General features: G+C 68.6%; 19 protein-coding genes. 9 read left to right on the top strand and 10 right to left on the bottom strand.

All coding sequences use genetic code 11. The features are described 5' to 3' along the window. Nucleotides 1–10: 10 nt before the first annotated feature. The 3 genes from RZ1_RS14040 to hrcA are packed head-to-tail and all read right to left on the bottom strand — an operon-like array spanning nt 11 to nt 3,024. Nucleotides 11–772: a 16S rRNA (uracil(1498)-N(3))-methyltransferase gene (locus tag RZ1_RS14040; RefSeq protein ID WP_072812743.1), complete on the bottom strand. Its 762-nt coding sequence runs from the start codon at nt 770–772 to the stop codon at nt 11–13. Nucleotides 773–781: 9 nt separating this feature from the next. Beyond that, nucleotides 782–1,936 (bottom strand): molecular chaperone DnaJ, encoded by a 1,155-nt coding sequence (dnaJ, locus tag RZ1_RS14035; protein ID WP_072812742.1) that lies wholly within the window; start codon nt 1,934–1,936, stop codon nt 782–784. Nucleotides 1,937–1,980: 44 nt separating this feature from the next. Then, entirely contained in the window at nt 1,981–3,024 is a 1,044-nt protein-coding gene (gene hrcA, locus RZ1_RS14030) for a heat-inducible transcriptional repressor HrcA (protein WP_072812741.1), read from the bottom strand. A gap of 162 nt (nt 3,025–3,186) precedes the next feature. On the opposite strand from hrcA, the gene RZ1_RS14025 reads away from it, so the two are divergent. Continuing rightward, the gene (locus RZ1_RS14025) at nt 3,187–3,588 is read left to right on the top strand and encodes a type II toxin-antitoxin system VapB family antitoxin (RefSeq protein WP_238072028.1); all 402 of its coding nucleotides are present in this window, start codon (nt 3,187–3,189) and stop codon (nt 3,586–3,588) included. A 95-nt stretch (nt 3,589–3,683) separates the two neighbouring features. On the opposite strand, the gene hemW is transcribed toward RZ1_RS14025, so the two are convergent. Next, the gene (hemW, locus tag RZ1_RS14020) at nt 3,684–4,907 is read right to left on the bottom strand and encodes a radical SAM family heme chaperone HemW (RefSeq protein WP_283236161.1); all 1,224 of its coding nucleotides are present in this window, start codon (nt 4,905–4,907) and stop codon (nt 3,684–3,686) included. Nucleotides 4,908–5,271: 364 nt separating this feature from the next. Here hemW and RZ1_RS14015 point away from each other — a divergent pair, with 364 nt between their 5' ends. The 7 genes from RZ1_RS14015 to RZ1_RS13985 all read left to right on the top strand — a co-directional run bounded on the left by RZ1_RS14015 (nt 5,272) and on the right by RZ1_RS13985 (nt 12,846). Next, complete coding sequence (locus RZ1_RS14015) at nt 5,272–6,993, top strand: nitrite/sulfite reductase (protein WP_072812738.1); 1,722 nt, start codon at nt 5,272–5,274, stop codon at nt 6,991–6,993. Continuing rightward, nucleotides 6,990–7,718 (top strand): phosphoadenylyl-sulfate reductase, encoded by a 729-nt coding sequence (locus RZ1_RS14010; protein WP_072812737.1) that lies wholly within the window; start codon nt 6,990–6,992, stop codon nt 7,716–7,718. The genes RZ1_RS14015 and RZ1_RS14010 overlap by 4 nt, the downstream gene beginning before the upstream one ends. Beyond that, entirely contained in the window at nt 7,715–8,659 is a 945-nt protein-coding gene (cysD, locus tag RZ1_RS14005) for a sulfate adenylyltransferase subunit CysD (RefSeq protein ID WP_072812735.1), read from the top strand. The genes RZ1_RS14010 and cysD overlap by 4 nt, the downstream gene beginning before the upstream one ends. 216 nt (nt 8,660–8,875) lie before the next feature. Continuing rightward, complete coding sequence (locus tag RZ1_RS14000; protein WP_072812734.1) at nt 8,876–10,183, top strand: sulfate adenylyltransferase subunit 1; 1,308 nt, start codon at nt 8,876–8,878, stop codon at nt 10,181–10,183. Beyond that, a complete protein-coding gene (locus RZ1_RS13995; RefSeq protein ID WP_072812732.1) occupies nt 10,180–10,929 on the top strand; it encodes a sirohydrochlorin chelatase in 750 nt (249 codons plus the stop codon). Before RZ1_RS14000 ends, RZ1_RS13995 begins: the two co-directional genes overlap by 4 nt. 96 nt (nt 10,930–11,025) lie before the next feature. Beyond that, nucleotides 11,026–11,916 (top strand): polyphosphate kinase 2, encoded by an 891-nt coding sequence (gene ppk2, locus RZ1_RS13990; RefSeq protein WP_072812730.1) that lies wholly within the window; start codon nt 11,026–11,028, stop codon nt 11,914–11,916. A 78-nt stretch (nt 11,917–11,994) separates the two neighbouring features. Next, complete coding sequence (locus RZ1_RS13985) at nt 11,995–12,846, top strand: universal stress protein (protein WP_072812728.1); 852 nt, start codon at nt 11,995–11,997, stop codon at nt 12,844–12,846. A gap of 31 nt (nt 12,847–12,877) precedes the next feature. On the opposite strand, the gene RZ1_RS13980 is transcribed toward RZ1_RS13985, so the two are convergent. The 6 genes from RZ1_RS13980 to RZ1_RS13960 form a co-directional block, all read right to left on the bottom strand. Then, the gene (locus tag RZ1_RS13980) at nt 12,878–13,891 is read right to left on the bottom strand and encodes a sulfate/molybdate ABC transporter ATP-binding protein (protein WP_072812726.1); all 1,014 of its coding nucleotides are present in this window, start codon (nt 13,889–13,891) and stop codon (nt 12,878–12,880) included. After that, on the bottom strand, nt 13,888–14,697 hold the full coding sequence (gene cysW / locus RZ1_RS13975; protein WP_072812725.1) for a sulfate ABC transporter permease subunit CysW: 810 nt from the start codon (nt 14,695–14,697) through the stop codon (nt 13,888–13,890). Before cysW ends, RZ1_RS13980 begins: the two co-directional genes overlap by 4 nt. Beyond that, on the bottom strand, nt 14,694–15,569 hold the full coding sequence (cysT, locus tag RZ1_RS13970) for a sulfate ABC transporter permease subunit CysT (protein ID WP_072812723.1): 876 nt from the start codon (nt 15,567–15,569) through the stop codon (nt 14,694–14,696). The genes cysW and cysT overlap by 4 nt, the downstream gene beginning before the upstream one ends. A 10-nt stretch (nt 15,570–15,579) precedes the next feature. Beyond that, nucleotides 15,580–16,611, bottom strand: a complete 1,032-nt coding sequence (locus RZ1_RS13965; RefSeq protein WP_072812721.1) for a sulfate ABC transporter substrate-binding protein — start codon at nt 16,609–16,611, stop codon at nt 15,580–15,582. Nucleotides 16,612–16,791: 180 nt separating this feature from the next. Next, a complete protein-coding gene (locus RZ1_RS31865) occupies nt 16,792–16,884 on the bottom strand; it encodes an Ms4533A family Cys-rich leader peptide (RefSeq protein WP_371306323.1) in 93 nt (30 codons plus the stop codon). Between the two features lie 142 nt (nt 16,885–17,026). Next, nucleotides 17,027–17,248 carry a hypothetical protein gene (locus tag RZ1_RS13960; RefSeq protein WP_072812719.1) on the bottom strand — a complete coding sequence of 74 codons (222 nt, stop codon included), beginning with the start codon at nt 17,246–17,248 and terminating at the stop codon, nt 17,027–17,029. Between the two features lie 87 nt (nt 17,249–17,335). On the opposite strand from RZ1_RS13960, the gene RZ1_RS13955 reads away from it, so the two are divergent. Beyond that, entirely contained in the window at nt 17,336–19,303 is a 1,968-nt protein-coding gene (locus tag RZ1_RS13955) for a glycoside hydrolase family 15 protein (protein ID WP_072812718.1), read from the top strand. The last annotated feature ends 11 nt before the right edge of the window (nt 19,304–19,314 follow it).

The raw sequence follows: 19,314 nt of genomic DNA, 5'->3' as shown, positions 1-19,314 counted from the left end.
GCCCGAAACGCTAGTCGAGCGGGCGTGTGCCCCAGCGACCGGACAGCACCCCGACCGCCCCGAGCGCGACCGCGGCGGCCGTCGATGTGCGCAGCACGGTCGGCCCGAGCAGCACCGGCGTGGCACCGGCCTCGGTGAGCGCCGCGACCTCGCTGTCGTCGAGTCCGCCCTCCGGTCCGACGACGAGTACCAGCTCCGGAACATCCGCGAGCGGCAGCGACGCGAACGGTGCGGTCGCCGACTCGTGCAGCACCGCGACGACACCGCCGCGCGCGACCGTCTCGCGGACCAGGGCGACGACTCCGGCGGTGCGGGTCGCCGGCGCGACGGCGGGAATGTGCGGCCGCCGCGACTGCTTGGCCGCCGCGACCGCGACGGCCTGCCAGCGGGCCACACCCTTGTCGGCCTTCGGTCCGTCCCAGCGGGCGATGCACCGCGCGGCCTGCCACGGCACGAACGCGTCCGCGCCGGCTTCGGTGGCGAGTTCGACGGCCAGCTCCGACCGCTCCGACTTCGGCAGTGCCTGCACCACGGTCACCGAGGGTGCCGGTGCGGCCAGCTCACGACGGTTCAGGACCGTCGCCTCGAGCCGGTCCTTCGCGACGGCGCTCACTTCGACCTCGGCGACACCGCCGCGACCGTCGGAGAGCACAAGCCGCTCCCCGACCGCGATGCGGCGGACCGTCGCGGCGTGCCGGCCTTCCTTGCCGTCGAGCACCGCGACCTCACCGGTGCCGGGCAGCGGATCCAGATAGAACAGGGTCGCGGCCACCGCGGTGGCCTAGCGGGCGCTGAACGCGTCGCGCAGCCGGGAGAACAGGCCCCCGGAATGCTGCGAGGTGTTGGACACGACCTCGGCGCGATCGCGATCGCTGTGGCGCCGCAGGTCCTCGAGCAGCTTGGCCTGCTTGTGGTCGAGCTTCGACGGCACGACCACCTCGAGGTGGGCGTGCAGATCGCCGCGGATGCCCGAACGCAATTTCGGCATGCCGTGCCCGCGCAGCACCGCGACCGAGCCGGGCTGCGTGCCGGCGTCCACGGTGATCTCGGTGGGGCCGTCGAGGATCGTGTCGAGCGTGACGGTGGTGCCCAGTGCGGCGTCGACCATCGGCACCCGGATGGTGCAGTGCAGATCGTCGCCGTCGCGGACGAACACGTCGTGCTGCTGCTCGATCACCTCGACGTACAGGTCGCCGGCGGGGCCGCCACCGGGGCCGACCTCGCCCTGCGCGGCGAGCCGGATGCGCATGCCGTTGCCGACACCGGCCGGCACCTTGACGGTGATGTCGCGGCGCGAACGCACGCGGCCGTCGCCGCCGCACTTGCGGCACGGGTCCGGGATGGTCTCACCGGCACCCCGGCAGGTCGGGCACGGTCGGGACGTCATGACCTGGCCGAGGAACGAACGCTGCACGGACTGGACCTCGCCGGCGCCGCCACAGGTCTCGCACAGGACCGGCTTCGAATCGCCGTTGGTACCCGACCCGGTGCAGCCGTCACACAGGATCGCGGTGTCGACGGTGATGGTCTTCGTGACGCCGGTCGCGCATTCGTCGAGGGTCAGCCGCGTACGCAGCAGTGAGTCGGCACCGGGTTGCACGCGACCGCGAGGCCCCCGCGTACCGCCGCCCCCGCCGCCGCCGAAGAACGCCTCGAACACGTCGCCGAGGCCACCGAATCCGGCGCCGCCGAAGCCGCCCGCCCCGGCGCCACCACCGGACGCCAAGGGGTCCCCGCCCAGGTCGACGATGCGCCGCTTCTCCGGATCCGACAGCACCTCGTATGCCGCGGAGATCTCCTGGAAGCGCTTCTGCGCCGACTCGTCCGGGTTCACATCCGGGTGATGCTCACGCGCCAGCTTGCGGTACGCGCGCTTGATCTCCTGGTCGGTCGCGTTCTTGGACACGCCGAGCGTCCCGTAGTAGTCCCGTGCCACGTTAGGTTCTCGTCCTTACTTCTCTACACAGATATGGACGGTGCTCAGCGTTCGCCGAGCACCTCGCCGATGTATCTCGCAACGGCCGCGACCGACGCGATGGTTCCCGGATAGTCCATCCGGGTGGGGCCCAGCACACCGAGGCCGCCGAATACGGTACCGGCGGTGCCGTAGCCGGTGGACACCACCGACGTCCCGCGCATTTCCGCAACCTTCGTCTCCTCCCCGATCCGGACGGTCACGCGGCCCGCGTCCTGACTGGCGGTGAGCAACTTGAGCACGACGACCTGCTCCTCGAGGGCCTCGAGGACCGCACGCAGCGAACCGGGCACGCCGGTGTGGCCGTCGAAGTCGCCGGCGTTGCGGGTCAGGTTCGCGGTGCCGCCGAGCACCAGCCGCTCCTCGGGATGTTCGACGAGCGTCTCGACGAGCACGGTCGCACAGCGGATCACCGCGTCGCGCAGGTCGTCGGGCGCCTCCTCGGCCAACTCCGAGACGGCGATCGACGCCGCGGCGAGCCGCTTGCCGGCCAGCGCCGCGCCGAACAGGTCGCGCAGCCGCGCCAGGCCGTCGTCGTCGACGACATCGCCGAGCTCGACGATGCGCTGATCGACCCGCCCCGAGTCGGTGATGAGCACCAGCAACAGCCGCGCCGGGGTCAGGGCGACGACCTCGAGGTGCCGCACCGACGATGCCGACAGCGTCGGATACTGCACGACCGCGACCTGCCGGGTCAGCTGCGCGAGCAACCGGACCCCGCGGCGCAGGACGTCGTCGAGGTCGACGCCGGACTCGAGGAACTGCAGGATCGCGCGACGTTCGGCGCCCGAGAGCGGCTTGACGTCGGCGATCCGGTCGACGAACTGCCGGTATCCCTTGTCGGTGGGCACGCGCCCCGAACTCGTGTGCGGCTGGGTGATGTATCCCTCGGCTTCGAGCACGGCCATGTCGTTGCGGACGGTCGCGCTGGATACGCCGAGGTTGTGCCGCTCCACGAGCGTCTTCGACCCGATCGGTTCCTTGGTGGACACATAGTCAGCAACGATCGCGCGCAACACCTGGAATCGCCGTTCCTCGGTGCTCGACATCCCCGCCCACCTCCGTCTCTGCCGCCACGAACCGCGCGCTACGCCCGCACGTAGCCTGCACGCGGCGCCGTGCGCTACGTGCCTCGTCGACCCAGTCTAGTCGCCGCACGAACCACCACCCGAGGACACGGCGGTCTCGCGAGGCCCACGTACTGTGGGTTCATGATTTTCAAGGGTGTCCGGGACGGCAAACCGTATCCCGATCACGGCCTGTCGCTGCGCGACTGGTCTCGGATCCCCCCGCGGCAGGTTCGGCTCGACGAGATCGTCACCACCACGAAGGTCCTCGAACTCGACCGCCTGCTGTCGGAGGATTCCACGTTCTACGGCGATCTGTTTCCCCACGCGGTGCAGTGGCAGGGCGTGCTGTATCTCGAGGACGGCCTGCATCGTGCGGTGCGGTCGGCGCTGCGCAACCGCGTCGTGTTGCACGCGCGGGTTTTCGACTACGACGCGCTGACCCCGGGTGGCGACCTCGGCCCGAGCGCCGAGGCACCGAGCGCCGAGGTGAACTGGTTCGACCTGGACGCGGACCGCCCGGACGAACGCGGCGACGCCGACTGACCCGATTTCCGAGCGAACGGCACGTTCAGTCGGATGACGAAGACGAACGGTACATTCGCTCGGGAAAACCCGTAGAAGGTCGGGCCGAAATCCGGTTAGACGAGGATCGAGCGGACCACCGCGTCGGCGAGGAGCCGACCGCGGCCGGTGAGGACCAGGTGGTCACCGTGCAGATCGGCGAGCCCGTCCGCGACGACCGTGCGCGCGGCATCCCGCTCCGACGGCGCGAGCGCCGCCCACGGCAGGCCGGTCCGCAGCCGCACGGTGAGCATCACGAGTTCGGTGTGGACGTCCTCGACGGTGAGCTGCTCGCTGCCGCCGACCGGCAGCCGCCCCTGCGCCAGGGTCTCGGCGTAACGGGCCGGGTGTTTGACATTCCACCAGCGGACCCCACCGACGTGGCTGTGTGCGCCGGGGCCCGCGCCCCACCAGTCGCCGCCGTCCCAGTACCCGAGGTTGTGGGCACACCGCGCGGACGGATCGCCGGCGCGCGCCCAGTTCGACACCTCGTACCACGTCAGCCCGGCGGCCGCGAGGCGTGCATCGATCCGTTCGTAGCGGGCGGCGAGCACGTCGTCGTCGGGTGCGGGCAGTTCACCGCGACGCACTCGGCGCGCGAGGGCGGTGCCGTCCTCGACGATCAGGGCGTACGCGGAGACGTGGTCGACGCCGGCGTCGAGCACGGCGTCGAGGGAGCGGTCGAGGTCCTCGTCGCGTTCCCCGGGGGTGCCGTAGATGAGGTCGAGGTTGACGTGGTCGAACCCGGCGGCGCGGGCCTCTCGGGCCGCCGCGACCGGCCGCCCGGGGGTATGGGTGCGGTCGAGCACGGCAAGCACGTGCGACGCGGCCGACTGCATGCCCAGCGACACGCGGGTGTAGCCGGCTGCGCGGATCCGCGAGAAGAACTCGGGTCCGGTCGATTCGGGGTTGGATTCGGTGGTCACCTCGGCGCCGGGCGCGAGCCCGAAACTCGACCGGACAGCGCCGAGCACGTCGGCGAGGCCGCGCGGTCCGAGCAGCGACGGGGTGCCGCCGCCGACGAACACGGTGTCCGCGGCGGGTGCGCCGATCATGTCCGCGGCGATGTCGAGTTCGCGACGCAGGCCCTCGAGCCAGGACTGCGGTGACGCCGACGAGCCCAGCTCCCCCGCGGTGTAGGTGTTGAAATCGCAATAGCCGCAACGGGTCGCACAGAAGGGCACGTGCACGTACACGCCGAACGGCCGGGTGCCGACTCCGGCGCGGGCCGCGACCGGGAGCTCGAATCCGTCGTCGGTCCCGGTTCCGTTGCCCGTTCTCGTCTCACTCACGGCCTCCAGTGTTCCAGAGCCGGGCGGGGCACCGACGGGCCGTGGGGCGATGACCTGGGTATTTCCCGAAATTTTGGTGGAAATACCGGCCAGGATTCGGATTCACCCCCGTGACATGGCACAATGGTCGCCATGACCGGACTCGGAGTGCGACTCGTGGCTCGCCGCCACGTCGACTTCAAGCGCGTCTGCGCGTCCTGCTGTCAGCCTTGCGCCGCCTGTTCCTGCGCCGACTGTCGATAGTCACTCACTGTCGCCGGCCGGCACCATCCCGGCAAACCCCTCAGAACCGCCGGGTCGAGGCATGTCTGCGCGGATTCAGCCCATCTCGACGCTCCCGACCCGGTCCATCGCAAATCCCAGGAGTTCCTGCATGTCGTCGACCACCGACGTCTCCCCCGCGGGAGAACCCGCCGCGCCCATACGGCCGCGGGCGGCACGGCCGGCCAAACGCCGCGCCGAAGGCCAGTGGGCTCTCGGTTACCGCGAGCCCCTCAACGCCAACGAGCAGGCGAAGAAGGACGACAACCCGCTCAACGTGCGCCGCCGCATCGAGGACATCTACGCGCACCAGGGTTTCGACAGCATCGACAAGTCCGACCTGCGCGGCCGGTTCCGCTGGTGGGGTTTGTACACCCAGCGCGAGCAGGGCTACGACGGCACCTACACCGGTGACGAGAACCTCGATCTGCTCGAGGCGAAGTACTTCATGATGCGGGTGCGCTGCGACGGCGGCGCGCTGAACGTCGAGCAGGTGCGCACCATCGGCGGCATCTCCACCGAATTCGGACGCGACACCGCCGACCTGTCCGACCGGCAGAACGTCCAGTACCACTGGATCGAGGTCGAGAACGTTCCCGAGATCTGGCGTCGCCTCGAGTCGGTGGGCCTGAAGACCACCGAGGCGTGCGGCGACTGCCCGCGTGTGGTGCTCGGGTCCCCGCTCGCCGGCGAGTCGCTCGACGAGATCGTCGACGGCACCCCCGCGATCGACGAGATCGTCCGTCGCTACATCGGCGACCCGCAGTACTCGAACCTGCCCCGCAAGTTCAAGACGGCGATCTCCGGTCAGCAGGACGTCGTGCACGAGATCAACGACGTCGCCTTCGTCGGCGTGAACCACCCCGAGCACGGTCCCGGCTTCGACCTGTGGGTCGGTGGCGGACTGTCCACGAATCCGATGCTCGCGCAGCGGGTCGGTGCCTGGATCTCGCTCGACGAGGTTCCGGACGTGTGGGAAGGCGTGGTCGCAGTGTTCCGCGACTACGGCTACCGCCGCCTGCGCTCCAAGGCCCGCCTGAAGTTCCTCATCAAGGACTGGGGCATCGAGAAATTCCGTGAGGTTCTCGAACAGGAATACCTGAAGCGTCCGCTGATCGACGGTCCCGCCCCGGAGCAACCGGCGCGTCCCATCGATCACGTCGGTGTACAGAAGCTGCGCAACGGCCTCAATGCCGTCGGGTTCTCCCCCATCGCGGGCCGCGTGTCCGGCACCATCCTGACGAAGGTCGCCGACGCGGTCGAGCGGATCGGTTCGGACCGGATCCGTTTCACGCCGTACCAGAAGCTGATCGTCCTCGACGTCGCCGACGACAAGGTCGAGGAACTGATCGCCGAACTCGAACCTCTCGGCCTGCAAGCCCGGCCGTCCGCGTGGCGCCGGAACCTGCTGGCGTGCAGCGGCATCGAGTTCTGCAAACTGTCGTTCGTCGAGACCCGCAAGCGCTCCCAGGTGCTCGCACCCGAGCTCGAGGAGCGGTTGACGGACATCAACGCACAGCTCGACGTCCCGATCACCATCAACATCAACGGCTGCCCCAACTCGTGCGGCCGGTCGCAGATCGCGGACATCGGATTCAAGGGTCAGCTCGTCGACGACGGCGAGGGCAACCAGGTCGAGGGGTACCAGGTACACCTCGGCGGCAGCCTCGGCCTCGACAGCGGTTTCGGCCGGAAACTGCGCCAGCACAAGGTGAACAGCACCGAACTCGGCGACTACATCGAGCGTGTAGTGCGCAATTTCGTCAAGCACCGGACCGAGGGCGAGCGGTTCGCCCAGTGGGCCGTGCGCGCAGAAGAGGCGGACCTCCGATGACCATCACCACAGAGACCACCGAGGACCTTCGAGATCTCGCCGCGCAGGGGGCGGCAAGGCTCGAAGGCGCCTCGGCACTGGAGTTGCTGCAATGGACCGAGGAGACCTTCGGTTCCGCAGTGAGCGGCGAGCGCAGCGGCTACATCGTCGCGTCGAACATGCAGGACGGGGTGCTCGTGCATCTCGCCACGCAGGTGCGGCCGGGCGTGGACGTGCTCTTCCTCGACACCGGTTACCACTTCGCCGAGACGCTCGGCACCCGGGACGCGGTCGCCCAGGTGTACGGAGCGAACCTCGTCGAGGCGAAGGCGGCCCACTCGGTAGCCGAGCAGGACGAGTTGCTCGGCAAGGATCTGTTCTCACGCGATCCGAACGAGTGCTGCCGGTTGCGGAAGGTCGTGCCGCTGACCGAAACCCTGAAGGGTTACCGCGCGTGGGTCACCGGCATCCGCCGGGTCGAAGCCCCGACACGGGCCAACGCGCCGCTCGTCTCGTTCGACGAGGCATTCGGACTGGTGAAGATCAATCCGATCGCCGCGTGGTCGGACGAGGACATGCAGGACTACATCGACGAACACGGGATTCTCGTCAATCCCCTGGTCGACGAGGGCTATCCGTCCATCGGATGCGCCCCCTGCACCGTCAAACCACTTCCCGGAGCCGATCCGCGCAGCGGACGGTGGGCCGGCCGAGCCAAGACCGAATGCGGGTTGCACTCCTCATGACACTCACCGATACGAACCTTCCGGAATCCCGAATCAGGTTGGACGGCAACAAGTTCGACACTCTCGACGCGCTCGAGTCGGAGGCGATCCACGTCTTCCGCGAGGTCGCCGGCGAATTCGAACGTCCGGTGATCCTGTTCTCGGGCGGCAAGGACTCCACGGTTCTGCTCCACCTGGCACTCAAGGCCTTCTGGCCCGCGCCGCTGCCGTTCGCGCTGCTGCACGTCGACACCGGGCACAATCTGCCCGAGGTTCTGGCGTTCCGCGACCATGTCGTCGAGAAATACGGTTTGCGCCTGCATGTCGCGAAGGTCGAGGACTACCTCGCCGACGGTCGCCTCACCGAACGTCCCGACGGCATCCGCAACCCGCTCCAGACCGTTCCGTTGCTCGACGCCATCGGCGAGAACCGCTTCGACGCGGTGTTCGGCGGCGGTCGCCGCGACGAGGAACGCGCCCGCGCCAAGGAGCGGATCTTCTCGCTGCGCAACGCGTTCGGCCAGTGGGACCCCAAGCGCCAGCGCCCCGAGCTGTGGAACCTGTACAACGGCAAGCACGCCCCGGGCGAGCATGTCCGGGTGTTCCCGCTCAGCAACTTCACCGAACTCGACATCTGGCGGTACATCGCCCGCGACGACGTCGAACTCGCGAGCATCTACTACGCACACCAGCGTCCGGTGTACCGGCGCGACGGCATGTGGATGACCCCCGGCGTGTGGGGCGGTCCCGCCGACGGCGAGGAACTCGCGACCCGTTCGGTGCGGTACCGCACCGTCGGCGACGGGTCCACCACCGGCGCGATCCTGTCCGAGGCCGCCACCAACGAGGACATCCTCGCCGAGGTCGCCGCGTCACGATTGACCGAGCGCGGCGCCACCCGCGGCGACGACCGAGTTTCCGAAGCGGCCATGGAAGACCGCAAGCGCGAAGGCTACTTCTGATGCGGGTCACCCGACCGAGCGCAACGCACAATGCTCGACCCGGGGCGAGCAACGACCGAGTTTCCGAAGCGGCCATGGAGGACCGCAAGCGCGAAGGCTACTTCTGATGCGGGTCACCCGACCGAGCGCGACGCACAATGCTCGACCCAGGGCGAGCAACGACCGAGTTTCCGAAGCGGCCATGGAAGACCGCAAGCGAGAGGGCTACTTCTGATCATGAGCGCGTCACAGCTCCTGCGCCTCGCAACTGCGGGCAGCGTCGACGACGGCAAGTCCACCCTGGTGGGCCGCCTTCTGTACGACACCAAATCCGTCCTGGCCGACCAGATCGACGCGGTCACCCGCGCCTCGGTCGACAAGGGTCTCGACACCCCCGACCTGTCGCTGCTCGTCGACGGCCTGCGCGCCGAACGCGAACAGGGCATCACCATCGACGTCGCCTACCGGTACTTCGCGACCCCGAAGCGTAGCTTCGTGCTCGCCGACACCCCGGGCCACGTGCAGTACACCCGCAACACGGTCTCCGGCGCGTCCACCGCGCAGCTCGTGGTGTTGCTCGTCGACGCCCGCAAGGGCGTGATTTCGCAGACCCGCAAGCACGCCGCCGTCCTCGCGCTGCTCGGTGTGCCGAGGCTGGTGCTCGCGGTGAACAAGATCGACCTCGTCGAGGATCCGGCGGCGGTGTTCGCACAGATCTCCGGCGAATTCAGCGAGCTGACCTCGTCGCTGGGCTGGGCTCCCGAGGACGTGCAGGAGATCCCGGTTTCCGCCCTGCACGGCGACAACGTCGCGACCCGCTCGGAGAGCACCCCGTACTACGACGGTCCGACGCTCATCGAGCACCTCGAGTCGGTCCCCGTCGACGCCGACGTGCACGGCCGTCACGAGTCCGGTCTGCGCTTCGCGGTCCAGTACGTGATCCGCCCCCGCACCGCCGAGTACCCGGACTACCGCGGCTATGCCGGGCAGATCGCGTCCGGCTCGGTCCGTCCCGGCGACGAGGTCGTCGTCCTGCCGTCGGGTATCCGCACCACCGTCGAGCGCATCGACACCGCGGACGGCGAGCTCGACGTCGCGCATGCGGGCCGGTCGGTCACCCTGATCCTCGCCGACGACGTCGACGTCTCCCGCGGTGACCTCATCGCCACCCCGGAGGGGGCACCCGAGCCGATCGGCGAGTTCGAGGCGACCGTCTGCTGGCTCGCCGAGAAGCCGCTGCGCCCCGGCGCCCGGCTGCTGCTCAAGCACGGCACCCGCACGACCCAGGCCATCGTCGGGACACTCGAGGAACGTTTCGACGAGCAGAACCTGACGTCGATTCCCAATCCGGAAACGTTGGAGCTCAACGAGATCGCCCGCATCTCACTGCGGGTGGCGGAGCCGATCCCGGCCGACGACTACACCGTGAACCGCCGCACCGGCAGCTTCCTGCTCATCGATCCGGCGGGTGGGAACACGCTCGCCGCCGGCCTGGTCGGCAACGGGCTGGCTCAGATCGAGCTCGGGGACCACGTCCCGGCATGATCCCGGTGATCGCCGTCGCGCACGGCAGCCGCGACCCGCGCGCCGCGCAGGCCATGGCTGCCGCGCTCACGGCGTTGCGGGCGCGACGACCGGACTGGGACGTACGCCTGGCATTCCTCGACCTGAACGCGCCCTCGGTGCGGCAGGCCGTCGACGCCGTCGCCGCCGAGGGCCATCACCGGGTGGTCGTCGTTCCGCTGTTGCTGGGCAGCGCATTCCACGCCCGCGTGGATCTGCCCGGCATCCTCGCCGAGGCCCACGTCCGGCATCCGCACCTCGAGCTGGTCCGCACCGACGTCCTCGGTCCCGACCGGCTGCTGGTCGCGGCGGCACGGAACGCGGTGGCCGCCACCGGCGTCTCGCGCCTCGACCCGTCCGTCGGAATCGCAATGTGCGCGGTCGGTTCACGACGGGCCGGCGCCGACGCTGCGACCGCCGCCGTCGCACCACGACTGCTCGCCGGCACCTCGTGGACCCACGTGCGAGCGTGCTTCGCGACCTCCACCCCCGATGTCGTCGGCGCGCTCACCGCGCTTCGGGAGGCCGGCGCCCGCCGGCTCGTCGTCGCGCCGTGGCTGCTCGCTCCCGGTCTGCTGTGGGACCGGGCGTGCGACGCTGCGCAATCCGCCTTCCCCGACATCCGGATCGCCACCCCCCTCGCTGCCGGCGACGCGGTCGGCCGCGTCGTCGAGCGCCGGTGCCTCGATGCGCTTGCCGACTCCACCGGGGTCCTGCGCAGCGCCTGAGCACTTCCGGCCGCGTGCCGTTCTACTCTGGTTCATCCGCAGCCGATACAACGGACGCCTACTTCCCCCGTTGGGCCCCAGAACCAGGAGAATCCCGTGCAGAGCGAACTGCGCCACTACATCGACCGGCTGCGCACCGAGGGATTCTCCGTGCGCGACGACCGCGGCGAAGACCCCGACCTCATCGACATCGACGGCCGTGCCGTCGACACCTGGCGGGAGAACTACCCGTACGAAGACCGCATGGACCGGGCCATGTACGAGGTCGAGAAGTATCTGCTGCAGATCGAGCTGCTGAAGTTCCAGGCATGGTCGCTGGAGAACGGTTCCAAGCACATCATCGTGTTCGAAGGTCGCGACGCCGCAGGCAAGGGCGGGACGATCAAACGCTTCCAGGAGTACATCAACGTCCGGCACGCCCGGGTGGTCGCGCTGAGCAAACCGTCCGACCGCGAGAGCGGCCAGTGGTATCTGCAGCGTTACATCGAGCACTTCCCCACCGCCGGTGAGCTGGTGATGTTCGACCGGTCCTGGTACAACCGCGCCGGCGTGGAACGCGTCATGGGTTTCTGCACCGACGCCGAGTACGAGCGGTTCATGACGCATGTGCCGCTGTTCGAGCAGCTCGTCGTCGACGCCGGGATCTCCCTGACCAAGTTCTGGTTCTCGGTGACCCGCAACGAGCAGCGCACCCGGTTCGCGATCCGCCAGCTCGATCCGGTCCGCCGCTGGAAACTGTCGAGCATGGACCTCGAGTCGCTGGACAAGTGGGACCGGTACACCGAGGCGAAGGAAGAGATGTTCCGCCGTACCGACACCGACCACGCGCCGTGGACGACGATCAAGTCCAACGACAAGAAGCGCGCTCGCATCAACGCGATGCGGCATTTCCTGAACCGGTTCGACTACGACGACAAGGACACACAGGTGGTGTTCGATCCCGACCCGAAGATCGTGCGACGCGGCAAGGAGGCCGTCGGCGACTGAGCGGACCTCCGCCGCGCGAATGCTGACAAGATCGTGAGATCTGGCTCACACTGAATGGGAGGCCAAGGAGTCACCACCATGAGCACAGCATCGAACGGACGCGGAATCGTGGCGGGCATCGACGGGTCGGCCAGCGCGCTGGGGGCAGCACGCTGGGCCGCATCCGTCGCGCAACGGTTCGGCGAACCTCTCCACCTGCTCCACGTGCAGACGAACGGACGATCCGGGGACCGAAACGGCGACGCCGAAGGACTCCTCGACGCCGCCGAGACCGCGGTCCGGGCCGGACCGAGCGGAGTCGAGATCGAGCGCAGCATCGAACACGGCGATCCCCAGAAGGTGCTCGTCGAGAAGTCCGGAGCGGCACGGATGATCGTCCTCGGACACTTGACGACGAGCGAGATGCAGTCGATGTTCCGCGGCTCCGACGTCGTGTACACGTCCAATCACGCGAAGTGCCCGGTCGTGTCGTGGCGGGGCGAGCCGGCCCCCGAAGCCGTCAACGGCCGTCCCGTCGCCGTCGGGGTGGACGGCAGCGAACTCAGCAACAAGGCGATCGAGCACGCCTTCGAGTTCGCCTCGTTCGTCGGCGCTCCCCTGGTTGCGGTTCACAGCTGGACCGAGCAGTCCACCCTGACGTACGGAGAGGGTTCCCGGTTCATCGAGTGGGACGACCACGTGAAACAGCAGACCGCGCTGGTGAGCGAAAGCCTCGCCGGATGGCAGAGCCGCTACCCCGATGTCGAGGTCACGCACAGTGTCGAGCGCGGCAAACCGGAGGAGGCGCTGCTCGAGCATTCGTCGCGGGCGCAACTGGTCGTCGTCGGCAGTCACGGCCGCAGCCCGATGACCGCCGCGGTGCTGGGATCCACCAGCCAGTCGTTGCTGCATCATGCGCTGTGCCCGGTCCTGATCGCCCGGGCGGTCTGAGGACGATCACCGCGCCGGCGGGCGGCGCGCGTCAGACACCGGACACGACGACCTCTTCCGGTAAGGCGGGTGCTCGGGTGGCGCGGGCGTAGACGGTTTCGCCTGCGCGCAGGCCCAGCGCCTGCGCGTCGCCACGGGTGACCTGCGCGGTGAACGATTCGCCGGTGGCCTCGTTGTGCAACTCCACCCGCACCTCGAATCCGAGGTGCACGACCCGTTCGACTGTCGCGCGGGTGATCCCGAGCCACTCGGCGGTGCCCTCGGTGCGGGCCTCCGCGAGTTCGGGGGTTCGCCCGAGCCGGATGTCGTGCGGTCGCACCAGCTGCCCGTTGAGCTTGGACACGTTGCCGAGGAACGACATCACGAAGTCGTTGTCGGGACGGTCGTAAAGATCCTCGGGCGTTCCGATCTGCTCGATCCGGCCGCGGTTCAGCACGGCGATGCGGTCGGCGATGTCGAGCGCTTCCTCCTGGTCGTGGGTGACCAGCACGGTCGTCACGTGCACCTCGTCGTGCAGCCGGCGCAGCCACGTCCGCAGGTCGGCGCGGACCTTCGCATCGAGCGCACCGAACGGCTCGTCGAGCAGCAGCACCTGCGGATCGACGGCGAGCGCGCGGGCAAGGGCCATGCGCTGACGCTGACCACCCGACAGCTGCGCCGGGTACCGCTGCTGGAATCCGTCGAGCCCGACGATCTCGAGCAGTTCCCCGACCTTCTTGTCGATCTCGGCCTTCGGGCGCTTGCGGATCTTCAGGCCGAACGCGACGTTCTCACGCACCGTCATGTGCTTGAACGCCGCGTAGTGCTGAAACACGAACCCGATGTCGCGCTTCTGCGGCGTCACCTCGGTCACGTCCTTGCCCGCGATGTGCACGGTGCCGGCATCGAGGGTCTCGAGACCGGCGATCGAGCGCAGCAGCGTCGATTTGCCGGAGCCCGACGGGCCGAGCAGCGCGGTCAGTGAGCCGGAGGGAATCTCGATGTCGACGTTGTCGAGCGCCGCGAAATCCCCGTAGTTCTTGTGGGCCCCGGTGACGGTGATCATTGGTCGGCACTCCTCTTGCGGTCGAGCAGGGTCATCAGCAGCAGCACGAGCACCGCGATGGCCATGAGCAGGGTCGCGGCACTGTAGGCGCCGAAGGTGTTGTGGTCGTCGATGTACCGGGCGTGAACCAGCAGCGTCAGCGTCTGGGAGACACCGGGGAACCCGGATGACACCATGATGACCGCACCGAATTCGCCGAGGGCACGAGCGACGGTGAGCACGATGCCGTAGGTCAGACCCCAGCGGATGGCCGGCAGCGTGATCCTCCAGAACGTCTGCCACGCATTCGCGCCGAGGGTCGCGGCGGCCTGTTCCTGTTCCTCACCGATCTCGTGGAGAACCGGTTCGACCTCGCGCACGACGAACGGCAGCGTCACGAAGATCGTGGCGAACACCATGCCGGGCAAACCGAAGATCACCGTGAAACCGAGGGACTCGAGGCCGCCGAACCAGCCGCCGGCACCCCACAACATGATCAGGGCAACACCGACGACGATCGGTGACACCGCGAACGGGAGGTCCACGACCGACTGAAGCAGGCTGCGACCCGGGAAACGGCCGCGCACGAGCGCGAGCGCGACGGCGATCCCGAACACGACATTCAGCGGCACCACGATCGCGACGATGAGCAGCGACAGGTTCAGTGCCGAGATCGCGGCCGGCGTGCTGATCGACTCGACGAACGCCATGATGCCGTTCTCGAACGTGCGGTACAGGATGACGCCGATCGGCACGAGCAGCAGGAGGAAGAGGTAACCCAACGCGACGGTGCGCAGCGAGATCCGGGTGAACGCGGAGAGTTTCACGCGTCGTTCTCCTCTCGGCGCCGGCCACGGCTCGCGGCCACCCGCAACACGAACAGTGCGACGAACGCGATCAGCAGCAGAGCGACCGACACGGCCGCCGCGTTGACGGGGCGGTCCATCTCGATCTGCTGCTGGATGTACTGCGATGCCACCTGCGTCTCGTACGGAATGTTGCCGCCGATGAGCACGATCGACCCGTATTCACCGATGGCGCGGGCGAACGCGAGGCCGGCACCGCCGAGGATCGCGGGCCGGAGCGTCGGCAGGACGACGGAACGGAAGATGGTGACGTTGTCGGCACCGAGCGACGCCGCGGCCTCCTCTACCTCCCGGTCGGTTTCGATCAGCACGGGTTGCACGGCACGCACCACGAACGGCAGCGTCACGAACGCCAGGGCAATGATCAGGCCGGGCTGAGTTGCGTTCAGGTGCAGGCCGATCGGGCTCATCGGCCCGTACAGCGACAGCAGCACGATGCTCGCAACGATCGTGGGCAGCGCGAACGGCAGGTCGATCAGAGCGTTGACGACCTTCTTGCCCGGGAAGTCGTCGCGGACCAGCACCCAGGCGATGAGGGTTCCCATCACCGCGTTGATCAATGCGACGATCACCGACACGACGACGGTGACCCGCAGGGTGGCGATCGCGGCCGGCGCCGTGACGGCGTCGACGAAGCCGGACAACCCGTCGTCGAACGCGTGGGTGGTCAGCGCCGCGAGGGGCAGCAGGACGATGATGCTCAGCCAGAGGGTAGCCACGCCGATGCCGAGAGGCCCAGCCGTTCCGGTGAAGGCGAACAGCGGCTTCCGGCGGCGCGCCCCCGGGGCGGGAGCCGCTGCTCCAGCCCCGGGGCGTGTCTCGGTGGTGCTCACGGGACGAGGCCTACTTCGTGGCGTTGTCGTAGATCACGGCGATGGAGCCGGTGCCCTGCTTGAACAGGTCGGCATCGACGGTGGACCAGCCGCCCAGGTCGGCGATGGTCCACAGCTTCTGTGGCTGCGGGAAGTCGGCAGCGAACTCCTCGGCGACGCCCGGGTCGACCGGACGGAACCCGGCCTGTGCCCACAGGCGCTGCCCTTCGGTGGTGTAGAGGAAGTCGTTGAACGCCTGGGCCTGCGCCGCGTTCGGCGAGTTCGTCAGCACCGCAGCCGGGTTCTCGATCTTGAACGTGATCGGCGGGGTGACATGCTCGACGGGATCTCCGTTGCGTTCGGCGAAGAGGGCCTCGTTCTCGTAGCTGAGCAGCACGTCTCCGGAACCCTGCAGGAACGCCTCGGTCGCCTCACGACCGGACTTCGGCTGGATCTTGACATGCTCGGTCACGAGCTGGTTCACGAAATCCAGACCGGCCTGCGGATCGGTCCCGCCTTCACTCTTCGCCGAGTACGGCGCGAGCAGGTTCCACTTGGCCGATCCGGAACTGAACGGGTTGGGGGTCACGACCTCGAGACCCGGCTGGAGCAGGTCGTCCCAATCCTGGATGTTCTTCGGGTTGCCCTCGCGGACCACGATGGTCACCACCGAACCGAAGGGGACGCCCTTGTAGGCGCCGGTGTTCCAGTCCGGGTCGACGAGGCCCGCGTCGACGAGGCGGGTGATGTCCGGTTCGACGGAGAAGTTGACGAAGTCCGCCGCCGCGCCGTCCTTGACCTTGCGGGACTGGTCGCCGGAGGCGCCGTAGGACTGCTGGAAGGCGACACCCTCACCCGGCTCGGTGGCGTTGAATGCGGGGATGAGCAGGTCGAAGCCGGGCTTCGGGACCGCGTAGGCGTACAGGTTGACGGTGCCGCCGGAGCCGTCGGCCGCGCTGTCGTCACCGCCGACGGTGTCGCTCGCGCCGCCCGAGCAGGCGGACAGCGCGGTCGCGGTGGCTGCCGCGAGGGCTGCGAACACGAGGGCAGAACGTTTCTTCATGGAACAGGGGCCTTCCTGCAGGAGCGGTGAAGCGGACGTGGGGACCCGCAGAAATCGGCACCGGAAGGCTCCGTGCGCGTCACGCGAGGCGCCCGGACCTGCCGGGGGACGAGGCACGGAGGATCGATCGCGATCTGCCCGGAAGCCGGTGCGGTGACGCCGCGGGTCGGGAAGGGTCGATCAGCGACAACAGCTGACGTCGGCAACCGCAAGGCTGCCCACAGCGATGAGCACCAGCTCATGGCGCACGCGGGGCAGGGCGGTTACGGACACGCCGCAGACTCTAGCAGAGCAACCGGCCGCCCCGGCCGCGCGTTCAGGGGGTCAGCCGTGCGGTCAGCGGGTCAGCAACCATGCCACGACGACGAGGGCGAGCAGCGCGATCAGCGCCAGGGTCACGCGTGAGCGCGGCATGTCAGCGTTCCTTCGTCGTAAGTTCGGTCGTGGCCGGTGCAGGTGTCTCCGGTTCACCGCGTCCGACGGCAGCGAACACCGCGGCGAGCAGGCGGTCGAGCAGCCAGGCCGCGCCGGCGCACAGCGGCACCATCACAAGCAGTACCAGTGCGGCCTGCGGCACGAACGACAGTCCGGCGAGCCACAGCTCGAATCCGTCCCACCACGTTGCCATCCGGTCCACGCACCCACCTTAGACGGCGGGCTCCGCGCCACCGAATCCTCGGCCGTTCTCCGTGCGGGCGGACCGGGCCGGGCCGATCATGGTGTGATGGGATCCACGTTCGACGTCGACACGCACGAACCCGCCGAGCGGCCGCTGGCGGTTCTCCACCGCAGCCCGTATCCACCGATCGACGACTACGCGTTTCTGTCGGATTGCGAGACGACCTGCCTGATCGCCCGCAACGGTGCCGTCGAGTGGATGTGCATTCCCCGACCCGATTCCCCGAGTGTGTTCGGGGCGATCCTCGACCGCAGCGCCGGGCATTTCCGGCTCGGCCCGCACGGGCACACCGTTCCCGCCGCGCGCCGCTATCTTCCCGGAGGATTGATCCTCGAGACCACGTGGCAGACCGAGACCGGCTGGATCGTGGTGCGCGATGCGCTGGTCATGGGTCCGTGGCACGCCGTCGACGAACGGTCGCGCACGCATCGGCGCACGCCGCCGGACTGGGATGCCGAGCACGTGCTGTTGCGCACGGTGCGCTGCGTGAGCGGCACCGTGGAGTTCGAGATGAGCTGCGAACCGGCGTTCGACTACAACCGGGAGTCGGCGGTCTGGGAGTACACCGGCAAGGTGTACGAGGAGGCGACCGCGCGGTGCCGCGCGACGGCCGCGGAAATCCATCCGGAGCTGCGGCTGACCACCGATCTGCGCCTGGGTCTCGAGGGACGTGAGGCACGCGCCCGTACCCGGATGTACAAGGGCGACAGCGTGTTCGTGGCTCTGTCGTGGTCGGACAATCCGGCTCCGGCCACGTTCGCGGAGGCGGCCGCGAAAATGGCTGCGACCGCGGACTTCTGGCGGGAGTGGATCACCACGGGACGGTTCCCGGATCATCCGTGGCGCGGCTATCTGCAGCACAGCGCGCTGACGTTGAAGGGCCTGACGTACGCGCCGACCGGGGCACTGCTCGCAGCCTCGACCACCTCGCTGCCGGAAACTCCGCGCGGCGAACGCAACTGGGACTACCGCTACGCATGGGTGCGCGATTCGACGTTTGCCCTGTGGGGTCTGTACACGCTGGGACTCGACCGTGAGGCCGACGACTTCTTCTCGTTCATCGCCGACGCGAGCCGGGACGAGCACGGCGTTGCCCGCCCACTGCAGGTGATGTACGGGGTCGGCGGGGAACGCACGCTCGAGGAGTCCGAGCTCCCCCATCTGTGCGGCTACGACGAGGCCAAACCGGTGCGGATCGGCAACGGCGCGTACCACCAGTCCCAGCACGACATCTGGGGCACCATGCTCGATTCGGTATACCTCCACGTCAAGTCACGCGAGCACGTCCCCGATTCGCTGTGGCCGCTGCTCAAACGCCAGGTGGAGGAGGCGCTGAAACACTGGCGGCAACCGGACCGCGGAATCTGGGAGGTGCGCGGCGATCCCCAGCACTTCGTCTCGTCCAAGGTGATGTGCTGGGTCGCGCTCGACCGCGGCGCCAAACTCGCCGCGATGCAGAACGAGAAGAGCTACGCGACGCAGTGGCAGAACATGGCCGACGAGATCAAGGCGGACATCCTTGCGCACGGTGTCGACGAACGCGGGGTGTTCACCCAGCGGTACGGGCATCCGTCGCTGGATGCGTCGGCGCTGCTGATTCCGCTGCTGCGGTTCCTGCCCGCCGACGATCCGCGGGTACGCGCGACCGTCCTGGCCATCGCCGACGAACTGACCGAGGACGGCCTGGTGTTGCGCTACCGGGTCGAGACGACGGACGACGGGATGTCCGGAGTGGAGGGCACCTTCACGATCTGTTCGTTCTGGCTGGTGTCGGCATTGGTCGAGATCGGCGAGGTGCATCGTGCCCGCGCGCTGTGCGATCGGCTCCTCGGCTTCGCCAGCCCGCTCAAGCTCTACGCCGAGGAGATCGATCCGCACACCGGCCGGCACCTGGGCAACTTCCCGCAGGCGTTCACGCATCTCGCACAGATCAACGCGGTGGTGCACGTCATCCGGGCCGAGGAGCAGATCCAGACCGGCGCGTTCCATCCGGCGCACCTGCACCCGTCCTGATCCGGCCTCCC

Origin of the sequence: Rhodococcus zopfii NBRC 100606 = JCM 9919, assembly GCF_001895025.1 — a bacterium.
In the GTDB taxonomy this organism is placed as follows: Bacteria; Actinomycetota; Actinomycetes; order Mycobacteriales; family Mycobacteriaceae; genus Rhodococcus; species Rhodococcus zopfii.
This window is presented reverse-complemented; position numbering and strand designations above follow the sequence as displayed.

Coding starts and splice junctions, on each gene's coding strand:
- RZ1_RS13965 (WP_072812721.1), bottom strand. CDS start 16,611: ATGAAGAAACGTTCTGCCCTCGTGTTCGCAGCCCTCGCGGCAGCCACC.
- RZ1_RS14015 (WP_072812738.1), top strand. CDS start 5,272: ATGTCGTCGACCACCGACGTCTCCCCCGCGGGAGAACCCGCCGCGCCC.
- hrcA (WP_072812741.1), bottom strand. CDS start 3,024: ATGTCGAGCACCGAGGAACGGCGATTCCAGGTGTTGCGCGCGATCGTT.
- RZ1_RS14025 (WP_238072028.1), top strand. CDS start 3,187: ATGATTTTCAAGGGTGTCCGGGACGGCAAACCGTATCCCGATCACGGC.
- RZ1_RS13980 (WP_072812726.1), bottom strand. CDS start 13,891: ATGATCACCGTCACCGGGGCCCACAAGAACTACGGGGATTTCGCGGCG.
- cysD (WP_072812735.1), top strand. CDS start 7,715: ATGACACTCACCGATACGAACCTTCCGGAATCCCGAATCAGGTTGGAC.
- RZ1_RS14000 (WP_072812734.1), top strand. CDS start 8,876: ATGAGCGCGTCACAGCTCCTGCGCCTCGCAACTGCGGGCAGCGTCGAC.
- RZ1_RS13995 (WP_072812732.1), top strand. CDS start 10,180: ATGATCCCGGTGATCGCCGTCGCGCACGGCAGCCGCGACCCGCGCGCC.
- RZ1_RS13955 (WP_072812718.1), top strand. CDS start 17,336: ATGGGATCCACGTTCGACGTCGACACGCACGAACCCGCCGAGCGGCCG.
- RZ1_RS14010 (WP_072812737.1), top strand. CDS start 6,990: ATGACCATCACCACAGAGACCACCGAGGACCTTCGAGATCTCGCCGCG.
- RZ1_RS13985 (WP_072812728.1), top strand. CDS start 11,995: ATGAGCACAGCATCGAACGGACGCGGAATCGTGGCGGGCATCGACGGG.